Here is a 14,554-nt window from a genome sequence, read left to right as displayed (position 1 = left end):
CACCGCACATGGGGGGCGCCTCTTCGCGTTCTGACGGCTCCGCACGGAGTGCCGTGTGTCGCCGCTGCGCGTCACCTGACCGGCGCGGCGCCTGCCGCGCGCGGCCTGCCTCGCGCGGTCTACTTCGCGCGGTCGAAGTCGATCGCGCTGTAGGCGCGCAGCTTCGACAGCCGGTGGGTCGAGTCGATCTTGCGGATCGTGCCGGACTTGGACCGCATCACGATCGACTCGGTGGTCGCCGTCTCACTGCGGTACCGCACGCCGCGCATCAGCTCACCGTCCGTGATGCCGGTCGCGACGAAGAACACGTTGTCGCCGCTGACCAGGTCGTCGGTGGACAGCACCCGGTCGAGGTCGTGCCCGGCGTCCAGTGCGCGCTGCCGCTCCGCCTCGTCCTTCGGCCAGAGCTTGCCCTGGATGACACCGCCGAGGCACTTTATGGCGCAGGCCGAGATGATTCCCTCGGGGGTGCCGCCGATGCCCATCAGCAGGTCGACGCCGGTGCCCTCACGGGCCGCCATGATCGAGCCGGCGACATCGCCGTCGGTGATGAACTTGATCCGGGCGCCGGTCTCCCGGATCTCCTTGACGATGCCCTCGTGGCGTGGGCGGTCCAGGATGACGACGGTGACGTCCTCGGGGGCGGAGTTCTTCGCCTTCGCGACCCGGCGGATGTTCACCGACACCGGGGCATTGATGTCCACGAAGTCGGCGGCCTCGGGGCCGGTCACCAGCTTGTCCATGTAGAAGACCGCGGACGGGTCGAACATGGTGCCGCGGTCGGCGGCGGCCAGCACGGCGATCGCGTTCGGCATGCCCTTGGCGTTCAGGGTCGTGCCGTCGATCGGGTCCACGGCGATGTCGACCTCGGCGCCGGTGCCGTCACCGACCCGCTCGCCGTTGAAGAGCATGGGCGCTTCGTCCTTCTCGCCCTCACCGATGACGACGACGCCGTTCATCGAGACGGTGGAGACGAGGGTCCGCATGGCCTTCACAGCGGCGCCGTCGGCACCGATCTTGTCACCGCGGCCGACCCAGCGCCCGGCAGCCATGGCGGCGGCCTCGGTGACCCGGACCAGCTCCAGCGCCAGGTTGCGGTCGGGGGCCTCCGGGGAGACCTCTAGTTGTGACGGCAGGTGATGTTCGGACATCGGAACGCACCTTTCTGTACGGCGACGACCGGAAGAGGGTGCTGTGACTCTATCGTCAGGTCGATAAAATGAGCAGACCGGGTCACGTATGAGCGGCCTCGCCGGCCGGTTGTCATGGGTGGCCGCCCCTCGGTCGGACCCGTCGGGCGTAATGCGAACATGGACCCGTGGCAAGCAAGCGAGGCAAGCAGACAGTGCGGGACATGTTCCTGTCGATGGCGGTGATCTCCGCCGTCGCCGGGGGTGTCTACATTTTCGTACCGCACGACGACAAGGCCAACCCGGTCAAGGCGGTCGACTACCGGGTGGAGCTCCTGACGGCGCGGCGCGCGGCGCCGTATCCGGTGGCCGCTCCGGCCGGCCTGTCCGAGGACTGGAAGCCCACCTCGGTCAGCTACGAGCGTCAGTCGGGCAACGGCTGGCACCTGGGCTTCCTCGACCCGGACGGCAAGTACGTCGCGGTGGAGCAGTCCACGTCCCCGGCGAAGAAGTACGTGTCCGAGGTCAGCCAGGACGCGAGGAACACCGGGCGTACGCAGCAGGTCGCGGGCGAGACGTGGCAGCACTGGAAGGGCCCGAAGTACGACGCCCTGGTGCGCCACGACGACGGCGCGACCACGGTTGTCACGGGCTCGGCCTCGACGCAGCGGCTGGCGGAGATGGCCGCCGCACTCAAGACGTCCTGAGCCAGGCATACGGAGAAGGCCCCGGAGCACCAAGTGCTCCGGGGCCTTCTCCGTATGACCGGGTGGGTCAGACGGTCTTGATGACCTCGTCGTAGGCGAGACGCGGCAGGCGCGGGAACCAGGCGTCCTCGCCCGGCTTGCCGATGTTGACGACCATCAGCAGGCTGTGGTCGGCGTCGAGGAACTCCTTCTCGATGCCCGCGGCGTCGAAGCCGGTCATCGGTCCGGCGGCCAGACCGGCGGCGCGGACGCCGATGATGAAGTACGCGGCCTGCAGGGCGGCGTTCAGCATGGCGGACGACTCGCGGACCGGGCGCTCGGAGAAGAACGCGTCCTTGGCCTGCGGGAAGACCGGGAACAGGGCCGGGAGCTCCTCGTGGAACTCGTTGTCGGCGGCCAGGATCGCGACCAGCGGGGCGGTGGAGGTCTTCGGCTGGTTGCCCTCCGCCATGTGGCTCACGAGGCGCGCGCGGGCGTCGTCGGAGCGGACCAGGACGACGCGCAGCGGCGACTGGTTGAAGGCGGTGGGGCCGTACTTGACCAGGTCGTATATCGCCTGGATCTGCTCCTCGGTGACCGGCTCGTCGGTGAAGGCGTTGGCGGTGCGGGCCTCACGGAAGAGGAGGTCCTGGGCGGCGGGGTCAAGAGCGAGGGACATCTTGCGGATTACCTTCCGGGCGAATGGGGGATCAAGCGATACGGCGACCGTAACCGAGAGATAGGTTAACTTTCAACTAAAAGCTGGCCTGAGTGATCCACTCCACAAACGTGTGCGTGGATGACGTGCGCGGCCGCCCCGACTTCCGACGAGATGCACAACCGCCGGGCGCTCCGGATCCATTCCGGGCCGGGCGGACCGGCCCGCCCCGGAGCCCTACGGCTCGGAAGTCACCCGGCGTCGTCCTGCTGGTCCTTCCCGGGCTGGGCCAGGGCCTGGTCCAGGCGGGCCCGGGCCCCCTCCAGCCAGCGCCGGCAGACCTTGGCCAGCTCCTCGCCGCGCTCCCACAGCGCGAGGGACTCCTCCAGCGTCGTGCCGCCCGCCTCCAGGCGCCGTACAACCTCGATCAGCTCGTCGCGCGCCTGCTCGTAGCCGAGCGTGTCCGTGGCGGCAGCTGCCGTTGTCGCGTCGTCCGTCATGTGATCCACCCTATGTGTGAGCTACGACAGCCAGGTCCGAACCGCGTCCGCGGCTGCCCCGGGTCCGGGCGAAGGGAAAGGGGCGCCGCACCGGCTCACTCGGCCACCCGCACGGTGAACTCGCCCTCCGACACCCGCGCCCGCAGCTCGTCGCCCGGCGCCCCGGCGTCCGCGGGGGAGCGGACCACATGACCGTCCGGCCGCTGCAGCACCGCGTACCCGCGCTCCAGCGTCGCCGCGGGCGACAGCGCGACGACCCGCGCCCGGGTGTGGGCGAGCTCCGAGTCCGCCCGGTCCAGCAGATGCCCGAGCACCCGGCGGCTGCGCCCGATCAGCGCGTCGACCTCCGCCGCGCGCTCGTCCACCATCCGCAGCGGCTGCTGCATGGAGGGCCGGCCCAGCGCGTGCGCCAGTCCCCGCTCCTCCCGGTCGAGCAGCCCCTGTACCGTCCGCAGCGCCCGGTCCCGCAGCTGCTGCACCCGGTCCAGCTCCTCTCCCACGTCCGGCACGACCTTCTTCGCCGCGTCCGTGGGCGTCGACGCCCGCAGATCGGCGACCAGATCGAGAAGCGGAGAGTCCGGCTCGTGCCCGATCGCGGACACCACCGGCGTACGGCACTCGGCGACCGTACGGATCAGCTGCTCGTCCGAGAACGGCAGGAGGTCCTCCACGCTGCCGCCGCCGCGCGCCACGATGATCACGTCGACGTCCGGCAGGTCGTCCAGCTCCTTCACCGCCTGGACCACCTGGTTCACCGCGTGCACGCCCTGCACCGCCGTGTTGCGCACCTCGAAGCGCACCGCGGGCCAGCGGCGCCGCGCGTTCTCCAGCACATCGCGCTCGGCCGCCGACGCCCGCCCGCAGACCAGGCCGATCAGCTGCGGCAGGAACGGCAGCGGCTTCTTCCGGTCCAGGGCGAAGAGCCCCTCGGCGGCCAGGGACTTCTTCAGCAGCTCCAGCCGGACCAGCAGCTCACCGATGCCGACGGGCCGTATCTCCGTGGCCCGCAGGGACAGCTGGCCGCGGGGTGCGTACCACTCGGGCTTGGCGAGGACGACGACGCGGGCGCCCTCCGTCACCACGTCCGCAATCCGGTCGAAGACCTGCCGGAAGCAGGTCACGCTCACCGAGATGTCGTGCGACGGGTCGCGCAGGGTCAGGAACACCACCCCGGCGCCCGGCCGCCGCGACAGCTGGGTGATCTGCCCCTCGACCCAGACGGCCCCGAGCCGGTCGATCCATCCGCCGATGAGCCGTGACACCTCGCCGACGGGCAGCGGGGCTTCCGCGGAGGTATTGAGAGCCATGCGAGCGAGCGTATCCGCCACCACGGACAACGAGGCAGCCCTACACAGCCGGACCCCGCCCCCACTGCATCGCCAGCACCACCAGCCCCACCCCCAGCCAGCAGACCCCCACCACCTGCGCGCTCGTCGCCGCGTTGAGGATCACCGCGATCAGCACCCCCGCACCCACCACCGGCACCAGCACATGCCGCCACCAGCTCGGCGGCCCGTCCATGCGGCGTACGGCGAACCAGCCGACCACCGACGCGTGCAGCAGCACGAACGCCGTCAGCGCACCGATGTCGACCACCGACACCAGATGGTCGAGGCCGTCGTCACGGCGGGCCGCCCAGACCGCCGCCACCAGCGTCACGGCCGCGGCGATCAGGATCGCGGCCCGCGGCACTCCGGACCGCGGGTCGACCCGGGCCAGCAGCGAGGGCAGCCGCTGCTCCCTGGACATGGCGAAGAGCAGCCGCCCTGCGGCCGCCTGCCCGGCCAGCGCGGCGAACGCCGCCCCGATCGCCTTGCTGACCGCCACCAGGTCGTGCAGCCACCTGCCCACCGCGAAGTCGACCGTGTCGTAGAACGCCGACCCCTGCCTGGCCGGTTCGGCGGCCAGATCCGCCGACGTCATCGGCTCCAGCAGCGCCGCCAGATAGCCCTGCGCAACGAACAGCACCCCCGCGAGGACCAGACAGAACAGCAGCGCCCGCGCCACCTTCTCCGAGCCGCCGGTGGCCTCCTCCGCGAACGAGGCGATGGCGTCGAAGCCCAGATACGAGAGCACGGCCACCGACACCGCAGCCAGTACCGCGTTCACGGAGAAGCCGGAGTCACCCGTGAACGGCGTCCACCAGCCGCGCTGTGCCCCGTCCCGCACGAGCACCACCACCGCCGACACCAGGAAGACCAGCAGCACCGCGATCTCCATCGCGAGCACCGCGAAGCCGACCCGCGCCGCAGCCCGTACACCCCAGAGGTTGAGCAGTGTGGTGATGACCACCGCGAGCGCCGTCCACACCCACCGAGACACCTCCGGGACCAGTGAGTTCATCGCGATCCCGGAGAAGAGATAGGCGACCGCCGGAATCAGCAGATAGTCGAGCATCGCCATCCACCCGGCGACGAACCCGGGCCCTTCGCCGAGCCCCTTGCGCGCATAGGTGAAGACCGAACCCGCCAGTGGGGCCACGCGCACCATCTGCGCATAACTGAACGCGGTGAAGCCCATGACCACGGTCGCCGCGACGTACACCAGCGCGACCGCGCCGTCAGATTTCGCGTCGAGCGTGCCGAAGACGCCGACGGGCGCCATGGGGGCGATGAACAGCAGCCCGTAGACAACCAGATCCCGGAACCCGAGTGTCCGCCGCAAGGTCGCCCGGTCCGCCGTACTGCTGCCCGCCATGAACCCTCCGTCGGTCGCACGGACACGGTCGCGTACGTGGCATACGTGGCATTGCAGGGCGTACACGTGGCGAACGTCGCGTACGGCTCAGTCTCCCGACACGGCCGATCCCTCGCCTGTTCGGTACGGCCTTACGATGGGACGCATGACTGCTACGCCCAGCCCGTCACCCGCCGCCGCCCCGAGTGCGGGCACCACGCGCCACAGTGACACCCGCCGTGTCCTGCTCGCCGCGCCCCGTGGCTACTGCGCGGGCGTGGACCGTGCCGTGATCGCCGTCGAGAAGGCCCTGGAGCAGTACGGGGCCCCGATCTATGTCCGCCACGAGATCGTGCACAACAAGTACGTCGTGCAGACCCTGGAGAAGAAGGGCGCGATCTTCGTCGACGTCACGGCGGAGGTACCCGAGGGCTCCATCGTGATGTTCTCCGCGCACGGCGTCGCGCCGACCGTGCACGCCGAGGCCGCCGAGCGCAAGCTCGCCACGATCGACGCGACGTGCCCGCTGGTGACCAAGGTCCACAAGGAAGCCGTCCGGTTCGCCAAGGAGGATTACGACATCCTCCTGATCGGCCACGAGGGCCACGAGGAAGTCATCGGCACGAGCGGTGAGGCGCCCGACCACATCACGCTGGTCGACGGCCCCGAGGACGTCGCCCGTGTCTCCGTGCGCGACGAGTCGAAGGTCGTCTGGCTCTCCCAGACCACGCTCTCGGTCGACGAGACGATGGAGACGGTGGACGCGCTGAAGGAGAAGTTCCCGCAGCTGGTCTCGCCGCCCAGCGACGACATCTGCTACGCCACGCAGAACCGTCAGATCGCGGTGAAGAAGCTCGCCGAGGACGCCGAACTGGTCATCGTTGTCGGCTCCAAGAACTCCTCGAACTCGATCCGCATGGTCGAGGTCGCCCTCGACGCGGGCGCCCCCGCGGCGCACCTGGTGGACTTCGCGAGCGAGATCGACGAGGCCTGGCTGAAAGGTGTCACCACGGTCGGCCTCACCTCCGGTGCCTCGGTTCCCGACGTGCTGGTGGACGGCGTACTGGAGTGGCTGGCCGAGCGCGGCTACGGAGACGTGGAGACGGTGAAGACGGCCGACGAGTCGATCACCTTCTCGCTGCCCAAGGAGCTCCGCCGGGACCTGCGTGCAGAGGCGGCGGCACTCACCGCCGAGTGACGCCTTCCGTTCTCCTCCGGGAGGAGCGGCCCGTGCTCCGGGAAGGTGAGCGGGGTGCGGCGCCAGGCCGTACGGTGGATCGCATGCAGATCTTCGGCGTGGACATCGGCGGATCCGGGATCAAGGGTGCTCCCGTGGACCTGGACCGCGGAGACCTGGTGCAGGAGCGCCACAAAGTACTGACACCGCATCCGGCCACGCCCAAGGACGTGGCCGGCTGCGTGGCCGAGGTGGTCGGCCACTTCGACTGGTCGGGCCCGGTCGGTATCGCCTTCCCGGGCGTCGTCACGGGCGGTGTCACCCGCACCGCGGCCAATGTCGACAAGGGCTGGATCGACCATGACGCCCGGACGCTGCTCGGCGAGAAGCTGGGCCTTCCGGTGACCGTCCTCAACGACGCCGACGCGGCAGGAATCGCCGAAATGACCTTCGGCGCGGGGCGCGGCCGCAAGGGGACCGTGATCATGCTGACGCTCGGTACGGGTATCGGCAGCGCGGTCTTCATCGACGGGCAGCTCGTACCCAACACCGAGCTCGGCCATCTGGAGCTGGACGGCCACGAAGCGGAGAAGCACGCCTCCACGAAGGCCAAGGAGGACGAGGAGCTGAGCTGGCACCACTGGGCGCACCGGGTGCAGAAGTACCTGGCCCATCTGGAGATGCTGTTCACGCCCGAGCTCTTCATCATCGGCGGCGGAGTCAGCCGAAAGGCCGACAAGTTCCTGCCGCTGATCGAACACGTGCGGGCCGAGATGGTGCCGGCCGAGCTGCAGAACAACGCGGGCATCGTGGGCGCGGCGATGGCGGCGGCAGGCAGATAGCCCTATGGCGCCCCTGCCCCGGTCTCAGGGCCTTGGACGCCGGGGCGGCCGGGCGGGGCGCCCCGTCTTCGTGGCCGACCGCATCCGCCGCCGGCGCTGCCGCATCAGCCGGACCTTGCGCACGGTGGCGATGAGCCCGGCGATGAGCGTGCCGCCGTACAGCCAGCCGGCATGGACGGCGAGCGCCGTGACCACCGCCATGGTCTGCCCGCCGAAGCCGCCCGTGCCACCGGCGATCGGAATCACACCGACGGCGAACGCGATCGGCACGCTGATCGGTGCGGTCACCAGGTCCGCGGGCCGGACCCAGAGCGCGGTCAGCGCGCTGACCGGCAGGAACAGCACCCCGTACAGGATCGACGAACCATCGAACAGCAGCCAGTCGAGGCAGGCCAGCGCGAACATGACGGCGGCGGCGAACAGCCCCGCACCGATGCCGGTCAGTCGAGGATTGGGCAGCCTGCGCAGCGCGAGCAGGGCGGCCGGCACCCGTCGTGCCCGCCCGTCGGGCGTGGCCACCACCCGGTAGACGGTGGCGGCCTCGTCGATGGTGCTCTGCGGGGACGGTGGGGCCTGCTGCGACGACTGCCGACGCTGAGGGGGACGTGTTCTGGGCTGCTCCACCGGGACAACGTAGGTCGCGAGGTGGGAGGGAGGAGGCGTTGGACACGCCCTTTGGGTGACCTTGGCGGTGAGTTCGATGCCACATGGTCGAACGGGAACCGCATCGGCCCCCGACCGGACGCGTGAGTACCCGCTCGCCCCCGCCCGTAAACTGGAGAATCGGCCCACCCGTCCTTACTCCAGGAAGTCGCCAACGTGTCGCTCACGATCGGAATCGTCGGTCTGCCGAATGTCGGCAAGTCGACCCTGTTCAACGCCCTGACCAAGAACGACGTGCTGGCGGCCAACTACCCGTTCGCCACGATCGAGCCGAACGTCGGCGTCGTCGGGGTCCCGGACGCCCGCCTGAACAAGCTGGCCGAGATCTTCGGCTCGCAGCGCCTGCTCCCGGCCACCGTCGACTTCGTCGACATCGCGGGCATCGTCCGCGGCGCGAGCGAGGGCGAGGGCCTGGGCAACAAGTTCCTCGCGAACATTCGCGAGTCGGACGCGATCTGTCAGGTCATCCGGGCCTTCAAGGACGAGAACGTCGTCCACGTCGACGGCAAGGTCTCGCCCAAGGACGACATCGAGACGATCAACACCGAGCTGATCCTCGCCGACCTCCAGTCCATCGAGAAGGCCGTCCCGCGCCTCACGAAGGAGTCCCGCCTCCAGAAGGAGAAGGTTGCGGTCCTCGCCGCGGTCGAGGAGGCCCAGCAGATCCTGGAGTCCGGCGAGACGCTCTTCGCCGCGGGCATCACCGCAGGCACGGAGAAGGGCAAGCTCCTCCACGAGCTGCACCTCCTCACCACCAAGCCCTTCCTCTACGTCTTCAACGTCGACGAGGACGAGCTGGTCGACGAGGACTTCAAGAACGAACAGCGCGCCCTGGTCGCCCCCGCCGAAGCGATCTTCCTCAACGCCAAGATCGAGTCCGAGCTGATCGAACTCGACGACGACGAGGCCCTCGAACTCCTCCAGTCCATGGGCCAGGAAGAACCCGGCCTGGCCACCCTCGGCCGCGTCGGCTTCGACACGCTGGGCCTGCAGACCTACCTCACGGCAGGTCCGAAGGAAGCCCGCGCCTGGACGATCAAGAAGGGCGCCACGGCCCCCGAGGCGGCCGGTGTCATCCACACCGACTTCCAGAAGGGCTTCATCAAGGCGGAGATCGTCTCCTTCGAGGACCTGGTGACGCTGGGCTCGGTCGCCGAGGCCCGCGCGAAGGGCAAGGCCCGCATGGAGGGCAAGGAGTACGTGATGCAGGACGGCGACGTGGTGGAGTTCCGCTTCAACGTCTGACGCTCCATCAAGGGCGGCGCCCGGCCCGCTTGTTGGTGGGTCGGGCGCAGGTGTCTGTCTGCGGGGAGTCCTCGTCCGCGAAGTGCTGTGGCTGACGGCCGACCTGGCTGGCGTGGCTGTGGCCGGCGCTTCAGACCTTGACGACCTCTACGGAAGGGCCGCACAGGAGTGTCAGGTCCTCGGGGTCGGAAGTGAGGACGGTGACCGGCTGGGGTGCGCTGCGGGCGATGACGGCGAAGGCGGCGTCGATGGCGTACTTGTGGCCGTGGAGATGATGGGCGCGAAGGAGGACGGCGGCTTCGCCGGTGACCTCTCTGGTGACGTCGTGAACGTCGACGCGGGAGAGGACCCACTTGATGCGGGCCGGGTGGATCCGCTCGTAATCGGCCTCAAGAGTGGTCATGGCGCTGGTGGCCACGCGGATGCCTTCCTCCGATGCCGCCTGGACCAGTGCTACGACGGTGCGGTCCTTGCGGTAGAGCTTGGAGAGTCCTTCGCTGTCGAGCAACAGGGTGCCAGGCATCAGGCCGCGGCACCGCCGACCTGTCGGTGGTCATGGCGCAGCAGGGCGCGGGCGGCCTCGACCTCCTCGCGGGTGAGCTCGTCATTGTCGGTCTCGAAGTCGGCGACGATCTCCCGAAGCTTGTCCATGGCGACCCGTTGCTCCAGGGCTTCGGCGACGTAGGCGGAGAAGCCACCGGGCCCGACATGGGCGCGTACGGCCTCGGCAAGGTCCTCGGGCAGGCTGATGGAGTACTTTCTGCTACTGCTCATGGTGTCGATCCTACCGACGGTCGTAACTCTGTGGGTGCGAAGAGCCATGAGGGAGGCTGCCCGGTCCGCAGGTAGTCCGCAGGACGGTCGTAAACGCTCGTCGGGGGCCAACGCGACCGAGCGGTGAAATCCAAGGTCGGTGGCTTGGGCGAAGCTTCGCCGCAGGCCAGGATCGGGGCCGAGGCGTTCCGCTTCAATGTGTAGCTGCCCCGTCACTGCATGTTAGGTACTTTCGTCAAATGTGCAGGTCAGAAGGGGTCGGACTCTGACGAGTCCGACCCCTTCTGTGTTCCCGTGCTGACATGGTGGTGACATTTCAGCTGCTTCGGGGCGGTGTGAGCTTGTCGAGGTCCAGGCTGATCTCGAAGGGCACCGGGCGCTGGAGGGCGCCCCGGAAGATACCGGCGGGCGCGTAGGCGCCGGTGGGTTCGTCGAGCTCGTAGACGTGGACGACGGGTGCCCCGTCCTCATCCTCGATGCACCAGTAGTGCGGGATGCCGGCCTCTGCGTCGACCCGCCGCCTTGTGTCCGCGCGAGACGTCCTCTGGATTATTTTTGCAGGTCAGGGGGTGTTTGTTGTTAGGCTCCGAGGGCTTGCGGCACCCGGACGCCGCTGTGCGGATCCTGGGGCGACCGGTGTAGGGGAGCAATGCAATGGCGGCGTACGTGCCGAACGAGCTGCTGTCGAGGCTCGTCGGGTGCCGGCTGGACGCGGTGCATTTCGTTCTGGACCACCTGGAGCTGCACTTCGGCTCGCCGGACGAGCAGATCCTCACGTACCTCGTGATGCCGTGCGTCGAGACACCCGACGGTGAGGTCTACCGCGACGGTCGGCTCGGTTACGCCGACGCCCTGCGCGCCCTGGCCGGCGAGGAGGTCGTCGACACTGTCGAGGCAACGGGCATCGGCCTGCGGATCCGGCTGCCGTCCGGCACCGTCGTCCTGCATCCGGAATGGGACGAGCTCGTCGGCCCGGAGATCGCGTCGTACCGGACCCAGGACTTTGCGGACTGGACGGTCTGGCGTCCGGGCGAGGACTCCTTCGAGGATCTGGCGTAGCCGCGTCGTCGACGAAACTCCCGATCCGGCGGACCGCCGCAAGGCGCTTTCGGCTGTTTCGAGGCGCCTCCAAGAGGCGGTCCCGTTCATCCGCACCGCCCCGACCACGCGCATTCGCCCGGTCCGGCCGGTCAGGAAGGCGCGCCGGCCAGGACTTCCACCTTGCCGGTGTCGAGCGAGTAGTAGGCGCCGACCACGGCAAGGGTGCCCTTTGCCACGAGTGGGGCCAGGTCCTGGTTGGAGCGCAGGTCGGCCGCGGTCAGCCTGACCTGGGCGCGGGCCATGGTCTCGACCGGATCGGCACCGCCTTCCCGGACTGCTAGCTCGTACGCCGGCCGCAGAGCCTTGGCGATCGCCTCCAGGTTTCCTGGCAGCGGCTTGCCGTCGCGGATGGACTTGTACGCCGCCTCGATGGCGCCGCAGCGCTGATGCCCAAGGACCACGATGAGCGGAGTGCCACTCGTCATGGGGCCGTACTCCACGGAACCCGTGACCACCGGGCCGACCGCCTCTCCGCCGGTGCGCATCACGTAAAGGTCGCCCAGCCCGGTATCGAAGAGGAGTTCAGGCGGTACCCGGGAGTCGATGCACGCGAGGATCGACCCGAAAGGCTCCTGCGTCTGGGCCACGAGCCGGCGCCGGTCCGGATCCCGGTCGGGATGTTGCAGATCTCCGCTCACCCAGCGCTTGTTGCCGTCCATCAGTCTCGCGAATGCTGCGGCGGGCGTGGCCGGCCGCGCCTCCGGCGAAGCGCTGCTCGCCGACGGAGCGCTGTTCGTCGACGGGGTGGCGCTCGTCGATGAGCACCCCGCAAGCGCAACCGTGGCGACCGCAAGTCCGCCGGTGAGCAGAGCTCTGCGATCCGGATGTGCCGTTCTGTCCATCGGTCGTTCCCCTCGGTCCGCTGAGCCACGTCCTACGCTTTGACCAGGGCGATTGTTCAGCGCGGCGTGGGAACCCGACGGCAGGCGCACGAGGACATGGGCTGCTTTGCCACCGACGGCCCACAGGGGCCGCTTCGGGTAGCTGCTTGAGCGCCTGATGCGCGAGGCGGGCCCGAGTGGCACCACTCCTCGGGGCTCTCCTGCACCGCAGCCCGGGCCCCTCCCTCCCGACGCGCCCTCAGGCCGTCGGCCGAGACGTCCGCCACCCGCCCGGCACCACGATTCCCGGCAGTGCGCGCTTCGCCGGCTCCGCGTTCCGCGGGTCCGTCATGGAGCCCATCCTGCCCGAGTCGGCCCTGCGCGGCTTCGGCAGCCGGTGTCGACTTCCGGACCGTGCCCGGCCCGTGGACAATCGCGGCCATGCGTCAAGAGTCGATACGGAGGGCCTCGATCGTCACCCGATGCTGCCGCATCGAGCACCGGCAGCATCGAGAGCACCGACCCTACCGAGAGCACCGGCAGCATCGAGAGGAGAACGGCATGTCGTATCCGGAGCCGATCTACGGGGACGGCAAGGGAGAGATCAGCGCCACGTACAGGCCGGCGGACACGGTGCCGAACCTGCAGTCCCGCACCGGCAGCGCCACCCACTATCTGGCGACCACGCACACCACGCACGGCGAGTTCGGGCTGTACCGGATGGACATGGCGCCCAGAGCGGGCGGCCCGGCCACGCACTTCCACCGGTCGATCTCGGAATCGTTCTTCATCCTCGACGGGACGGTGCGGATCTACAACGGTGAGCGGTGGATCGACACCGAGCAGGGCGACTTCGTGTACGTACCGCAGGGCGGGCTGCACGCATTCCGGAACGACTCCGACGCGCCGGCGTCGATGCTGCTGCTGTTCACGCCGGGTGCGCCGCGCGAGGAGTACTTCGAGAAGGTCGCTCAGGCCGCCGAGTGGTCGCAGCAGGAGCGGGCAGAGTTCTTCATCAAGCACGACACGTACTGGACTGACTGATCGGCATGGCGGGTCACCTGCATGCCGGTCATGGCGTGCAGGTGACCGCATGCGAGGTCAGGGCGCCAGGCCCGTCTTGAGGCCCGCGCCGCACAGCGGTACGACGACGCTGCGGTCCGTCCAGTCGCCGACCGCTGCCCAGCAGGCGACGCCGGTCGTCTCGACGTAGAAGCCGCGGGCTGCCAGATCCAGCTGCGCCTTGCGGATCTGATCCTCCGTCACCGTGAGGAACGTGCCGCCGGACTCCCTCACCGCCGCCAGGATCTGGCGTGCGCGCGGTGGGCGGGGGATGGCGATGCCTTCGGCGAGTGTCGGGGCGGCCGCCCGGCCGGGATCGTCGAGCAGGCCGTCCGTCCCCGCGTGGAAGGCGGCGGCCAGCGGCGAGACGGCCTCGGCCTGTACGGCGATCAGCGCCGGCCTCTCGTCGATCAGGCCATGGGCGTGGAGTTCCGCGGTGGCGAGGGCCGCGCCGAGGAGCAACGTGCCGTTGCCGACCGGTACGGCGATGGCGGCGGGGAGCCGGCCGCCGAGGTCTTCCCACATCTCGTAGACGTATGTCTTCGTGCCGTGCAGGAAGTACGGGTTGAAGACGTGCGAGGCGTAGAAGGTGCCGGGGGAGTCGGCGGCGGTCCGGGCAGCGAGTGCGGTGGCCTCGCGGTCGCCGGGGACGATCTCGAGGCGGGCGCCGTGGGCCCGGATCTGTTCGGTCTTCTTCGGGGAGGTGCCCTCGGGGACGTACACCGTGCAGGGCAGCCCGGCCCGCGCGCAGTAGGCGGCGACGGCTGTTCCCGCGTTGCCGCTGCTGTCCGCGACGACGCGTTCGGGGGAGAGGCGGCGGGCCAGTTCGGCGAGCATCACGGCGCCGCGGTCCTTGAAGGAGAGCGTCGGCATCAGGAAGTCGAGCTTGGCCGAGACCGTGCGGGTGAGCGGCACGAGCGGCGTGCGGCCCTCCCCGAGGCTGGTGGCGGGCGAGGAGAGGGGCAGTGCCTCCTCGTAACGCCACAGTGAATTGACGCGTCCGGCGAGGGAGTTGAGTGAGAGCCGCCCGGCGGCTTTGAAGTCCAGGTCCCAGGGGCCGCGGCAGACCGGGCAGCACCAGGTCAGGCTGGTGGTCTCGGCGCGGGTGCCGTCCTGCGGGCAGAGATAGGTGGCCATGGCCGCCAGCATGTCAGGCGTGTGGCGGGCGAATGGCGAAGGTATGGCACAGCCCACGGGGCCCTTGTGGGATTCCTATGGA

Annotated in this window: 16 protein-coding genes and 1 pseudogene; 6 read left to right on the top strand and 11 right to left on the bottom strand. The window is 69.4% G+C overall.

All coding sequences use genetic code 11. From position 1 onward, the window contains the following. Positions 1–119: 119 nt before the first annotated feature. Positions 120–1,151 carry a class II fructose-bisphosphatase gene (gene glpX, locus ACWCP8_RS01375; protein WP_030915070.1) on the bottom strand — a complete coding sequence of 344 codons (1,032 nt, stop codon included), beginning with the start codon at positions 1,149–1,151 and terminating at the stop codon, positions 120–122. A 167-nt stretch (positions 1,152–1,318) separates the two neighbouring features. Between glpX and ACWCP8_RS01370 the strand changes: the two genes are divergently transcribed. After that, positions 1,319–1,837: a DUF4245 domain-containing protein gene (locus tag ACWCP8_RS01370; protein WP_352267732.1), complete on the top strand. Its 519-nt coding sequence runs from the start codon at positions 1,319–1,321 to the stop codon at positions 1,835–1,837. A gap of 67 nt (positions 1,838–1,904) precedes the next feature. On the opposite strand, the gene ACWCP8_RS01365 is transcribed toward ACWCP8_RS01370, so the two are convergent. The 4 genes from ACWCP8_RS01365 to ACWCP8_RS01350 form a co-directional block, all read right to left on the bottom strand. Beyond that, positions 1,905–2,495, bottom strand: a complete 591-nt coding sequence (locus ACWCP8_RS01365) for a malonic semialdehyde reductase (protein WP_352267733.1) — start codon at positions 2,493–2,495, stop codon at positions 1,905–1,907. A gap of 230 nt (positions 2,496–2,725) precedes the next feature. Next, positions 2,726–2,974 carry an exodeoxyribonuclease VII small subunit gene (locus tag ACWCP8_RS01360; RefSeq protein ID WP_352267734.1) on the bottom strand — a complete coding sequence of 83 codons (249 nt, stop codon included), beginning with the start codon at positions 2,972–2,974 and terminating at the stop codon, positions 2,726–2,728. Positions 2,975–3,069: 95 nt separating this feature from the next. Next, the gene (gene xseA / locus ACWCP8_RS01355; protein ID WP_267002379.1) at positions 3,070–4,281 is read right to left on the bottom strand and encodes an exodeoxyribonuclease VII large subunit; all 1,212 of its coding nucleotides are present in this window, start codon (positions 4,279–4,281) and stop codon (positions 3,070–3,072) included. 40 nt (positions 4,282–4,321) lie between these two features. Continuing rightward, complete coding sequence (locus ACWCP8_RS01350; RefSeq protein WP_352267735.1) at positions 4,322–5,671, bottom strand: APC family permease; 1,350 nt, start codon at positions 5,669–5,671, stop codon at positions 4,322–4,324. Positions 5,672–5,807: 136 nt separating this feature from the next. On the opposite strand from ACWCP8_RS01350, the gene ACWCP8_RS01345 reads away from it, so the two are divergent. Continuing rightward, on the top strand, positions 5,808–6,848 hold the full coding sequence (locus tag ACWCP8_RS01345; RefSeq protein WP_451113871.1) for a 4-hydroxy-3-methylbut-2-enyl diphosphate reductase: 1,041 nt from the start codon (positions 5,808–5,810) through the stop codon (positions 6,846–6,848). 83 nt (positions 6,849–6,931) lie between these two features. Next, on the top strand, positions 6,932–7,669 hold the full coding sequence (gene ppgK / locus ACWCP8_RS01340; protein ID WP_352267737.1) for a polyphosphate--glucose phosphotransferase: 738 nt from the start codon (positions 6,932–6,934) through the stop codon (positions 7,667–7,669). Positions 7,670–7,693: 24 nt separating this feature from the next. Here ppgK and ACWCP8_RS01335 read toward each other — a convergent pair whose 3' ends face one another. Next, positions 7,694–8,188 carry a DUF6542 domain-containing protein gene (locus ACWCP8_RS01335; protein WP_451114122.1) on the bottom strand — a complete coding sequence of 165 codons (495 nt, stop codon included), beginning with the start codon at positions 8,186–8,188 and terminating at the stop codon, positions 7,694–7,696. A 300-nt stretch (positions 8,189–8,488) separates the two neighbouring features. Between ACWCP8_RS01335 and ychF the strand changes: the two genes are divergently transcribed. Beyond that, positions 8,489–9,577, top strand: a complete 1,089-nt coding sequence (gene ychF, locus ACWCP8_RS01330) for a redox-regulated ATPase YchF (RefSeq protein ID WP_352267738.1) — start codon at positions 8,489–8,491, stop codon at positions 9,575–9,577. A gap of 130 nt (positions 9,578–9,707) precedes the next feature. Here ychF and ACWCP8_RS01325 read toward each other — a convergent pair whose 3' ends face one another. The 3 genes and pseudogenes from ACWCP8_RS01325 to ACWCP8_RS01315 all read right to left on the bottom strand — a co-directional run. After that, complete coding sequence (locus ACWCP8_RS01325) at positions 9,708–10,100, bottom strand: DNA-binding protein (protein WP_352267739.1); 393 nt, start codon at positions 10,098–10,100, stop codon at positions 9,708–9,710. After that, positions 10,100–10,351 (bottom strand): hypothetical protein, encoded by a 252-nt coding sequence (locus ACWCP8_RS01320; protein WP_073946283.1) that lies wholly within the window; start codon positions 10,349–10,351, stop codon positions 10,100–10,102. The genes ACWCP8_RS01325 and ACWCP8_RS01320 overlap by 1 nt, the downstream gene beginning before the upstream one ends. A gap of 316 nt (positions 10,352–10,667) precedes the next feature. Further along, a pseudogene (locus ACWCP8_RS01315) lies at positions 10,668–10,859 on the bottom strand (Uma2 family endonuclease); the annotation flags it as partial. 146 nt (positions 10,860–11,005) lie between these two features. On the opposite strand from ACWCP8_RS01315, the gene ACWCP8_RS01310 reads away from it, so the two are divergent. Further along, complete coding sequence (locus ACWCP8_RS01310) at positions 11,006–11,410, top strand: hypothetical protein (protein WP_352267740.1); 405 nt, start codon at positions 11,006–11,008, stop codon at positions 11,408–11,410. Between the two features lie 131 nt (positions 11,411–11,541). Here the strand turns inward: ACWCP8_RS01310 and ACWCP8_RS01305 are convergent, their stop codons facing one another. After that, a complete protein-coding gene (locus ACWCP8_RS01305; RefSeq protein WP_352267741.1) occupies positions 11,542–12,294 on the bottom strand; it encodes a carbonic anhydrase in 753 nt (250 codons plus the stop codon). Between the two features lie 540 nt (positions 12,295–12,834). Between ACWCP8_RS01305 and ACWCP8_RS01300 the strand changes: the two genes are divergently transcribed. Further along, the gene (locus ACWCP8_RS01300; RefSeq protein WP_352267742.1) at positions 12,835–13,317 is read left to right on the top strand and encodes a cupin domain-containing protein; all 483 of its coding nucleotides are present in this window, start codon (positions 12,835–12,837) and stop codon (positions 13,315–13,317) included. Between the two features lie 57 nt (positions 13,318–13,374). Here the strand turns inward: ACWCP8_RS01300 and ACWCP8_RS01295 are convergent, their stop codons facing one another. Beyond that, positions 13,375–14,472: a threonine synthase gene (locus ACWCP8_RS01295; protein ID WP_352267743.1), complete on the bottom strand. Its 1,098-nt coding sequence runs from the start codon at positions 14,470–14,472 to the stop codon at positions 13,375–13,377. Positions 14,473–14,554: the final 82 nt, after the last annotated feature.

The sequence above is a fragment of the Streptomyces sp. NPDC002206 genome (assembly GCF_053593595.1).
This window is presented reverse-complemented; position numbering and strand designations above follow the sequence as displayed.

Bases quoted from the DNA above. Each gene is read 5' to 3' on its own strand.
- glpX (WP_030915070.1), bottom strand. From the start codon at position 1,151: ATGTCCGAACATCACCTGCCGTCACAACTAGAGGTCTCCCCGGAGGCC.
- ACWCP8_RS01365 (WP_352267733.1), bottom strand. From the start codon at position 2,495: ATGTCCCTCGCTCTTGACCCCGCCGCCCAGGACCTCCTCTTCCGTGAG.
- ACWCP8_RS01360 (WP_352267734.1), bottom strand. From the start codon at position 2,974: ATGACGGACGACGCGACAACGGCAGCTGCCGCCACGGACACGCTCGGC.
- xseA (WP_267002379.1), bottom strand. From the start codon at position 4,281: ATGGCTCTCAATACCTCCGCGGAAGCCCCGCTGCCCGTCGGCGAGGTG.
- ACWCP8_RS01350 (WP_352267735.1), bottom strand. From the start codon at position 5,671: ATGGCGGGCAGCAGTACGGCGGACCGGGCGACCTTGCGGCGGACACTC.
- ACWCP8_RS01345 (WP_451113871.1), top strand. From the start codon at position 5,808: ATGGGACGCATGACTGCTACGCCCAGCCCGTCACCCGCCGCCGCCCCG.
- ppgK (WP_352267737.1), top strand. From the start codon at position 6,932: ATGCAGATCTTCGGCGTGGACATCGGCGGATCCGGGATCAAGGGTGCT.
- ACWCP8_RS01325 (WP_352267739.1), bottom strand. From the start codon at position 10,100: ATGCCTGGCACCCTGTTGCTCGACAGCGAAGGACTCTCCAAGCTCTAC.
- ACWCP8_RS01320 (WP_073946283.1), bottom strand. From the start codon at position 10,351: ATGAGCAGTAGCAGAAAGTACTCCATCAGCCTGCCCGAGGACCTTGCC.
- ACWCP8_RS01310 (WP_352267740.1), top strand. From the start codon at position 11,006: ATGGCGGCGTACGTGCCGAACGAGCTGCTGTCGAGGCTCGTCGGGTGC.
- ACWCP8_RS01305 (WP_352267741.1), bottom strand. From the start codon at position 12,294: ATGGACAGAACGGCACATCCGGATCGCAGAGCTCTGCTCACCGGCGGA.
- ACWCP8_RS01300 (WP_352267742.1), top strand. From the start codon at position 12,835: ATGTCGTATCCGGAGCCGATCTACGGGGACGGCAAGGGAGAGATCAGC.
- ACWCP8_RS01295 (WP_352267743.1), bottom strand. From the start codon at position 14,472: ATGGCCACCTATCTCTGCCCGCAGGACGGCACCCGCGCCGAGACCACC.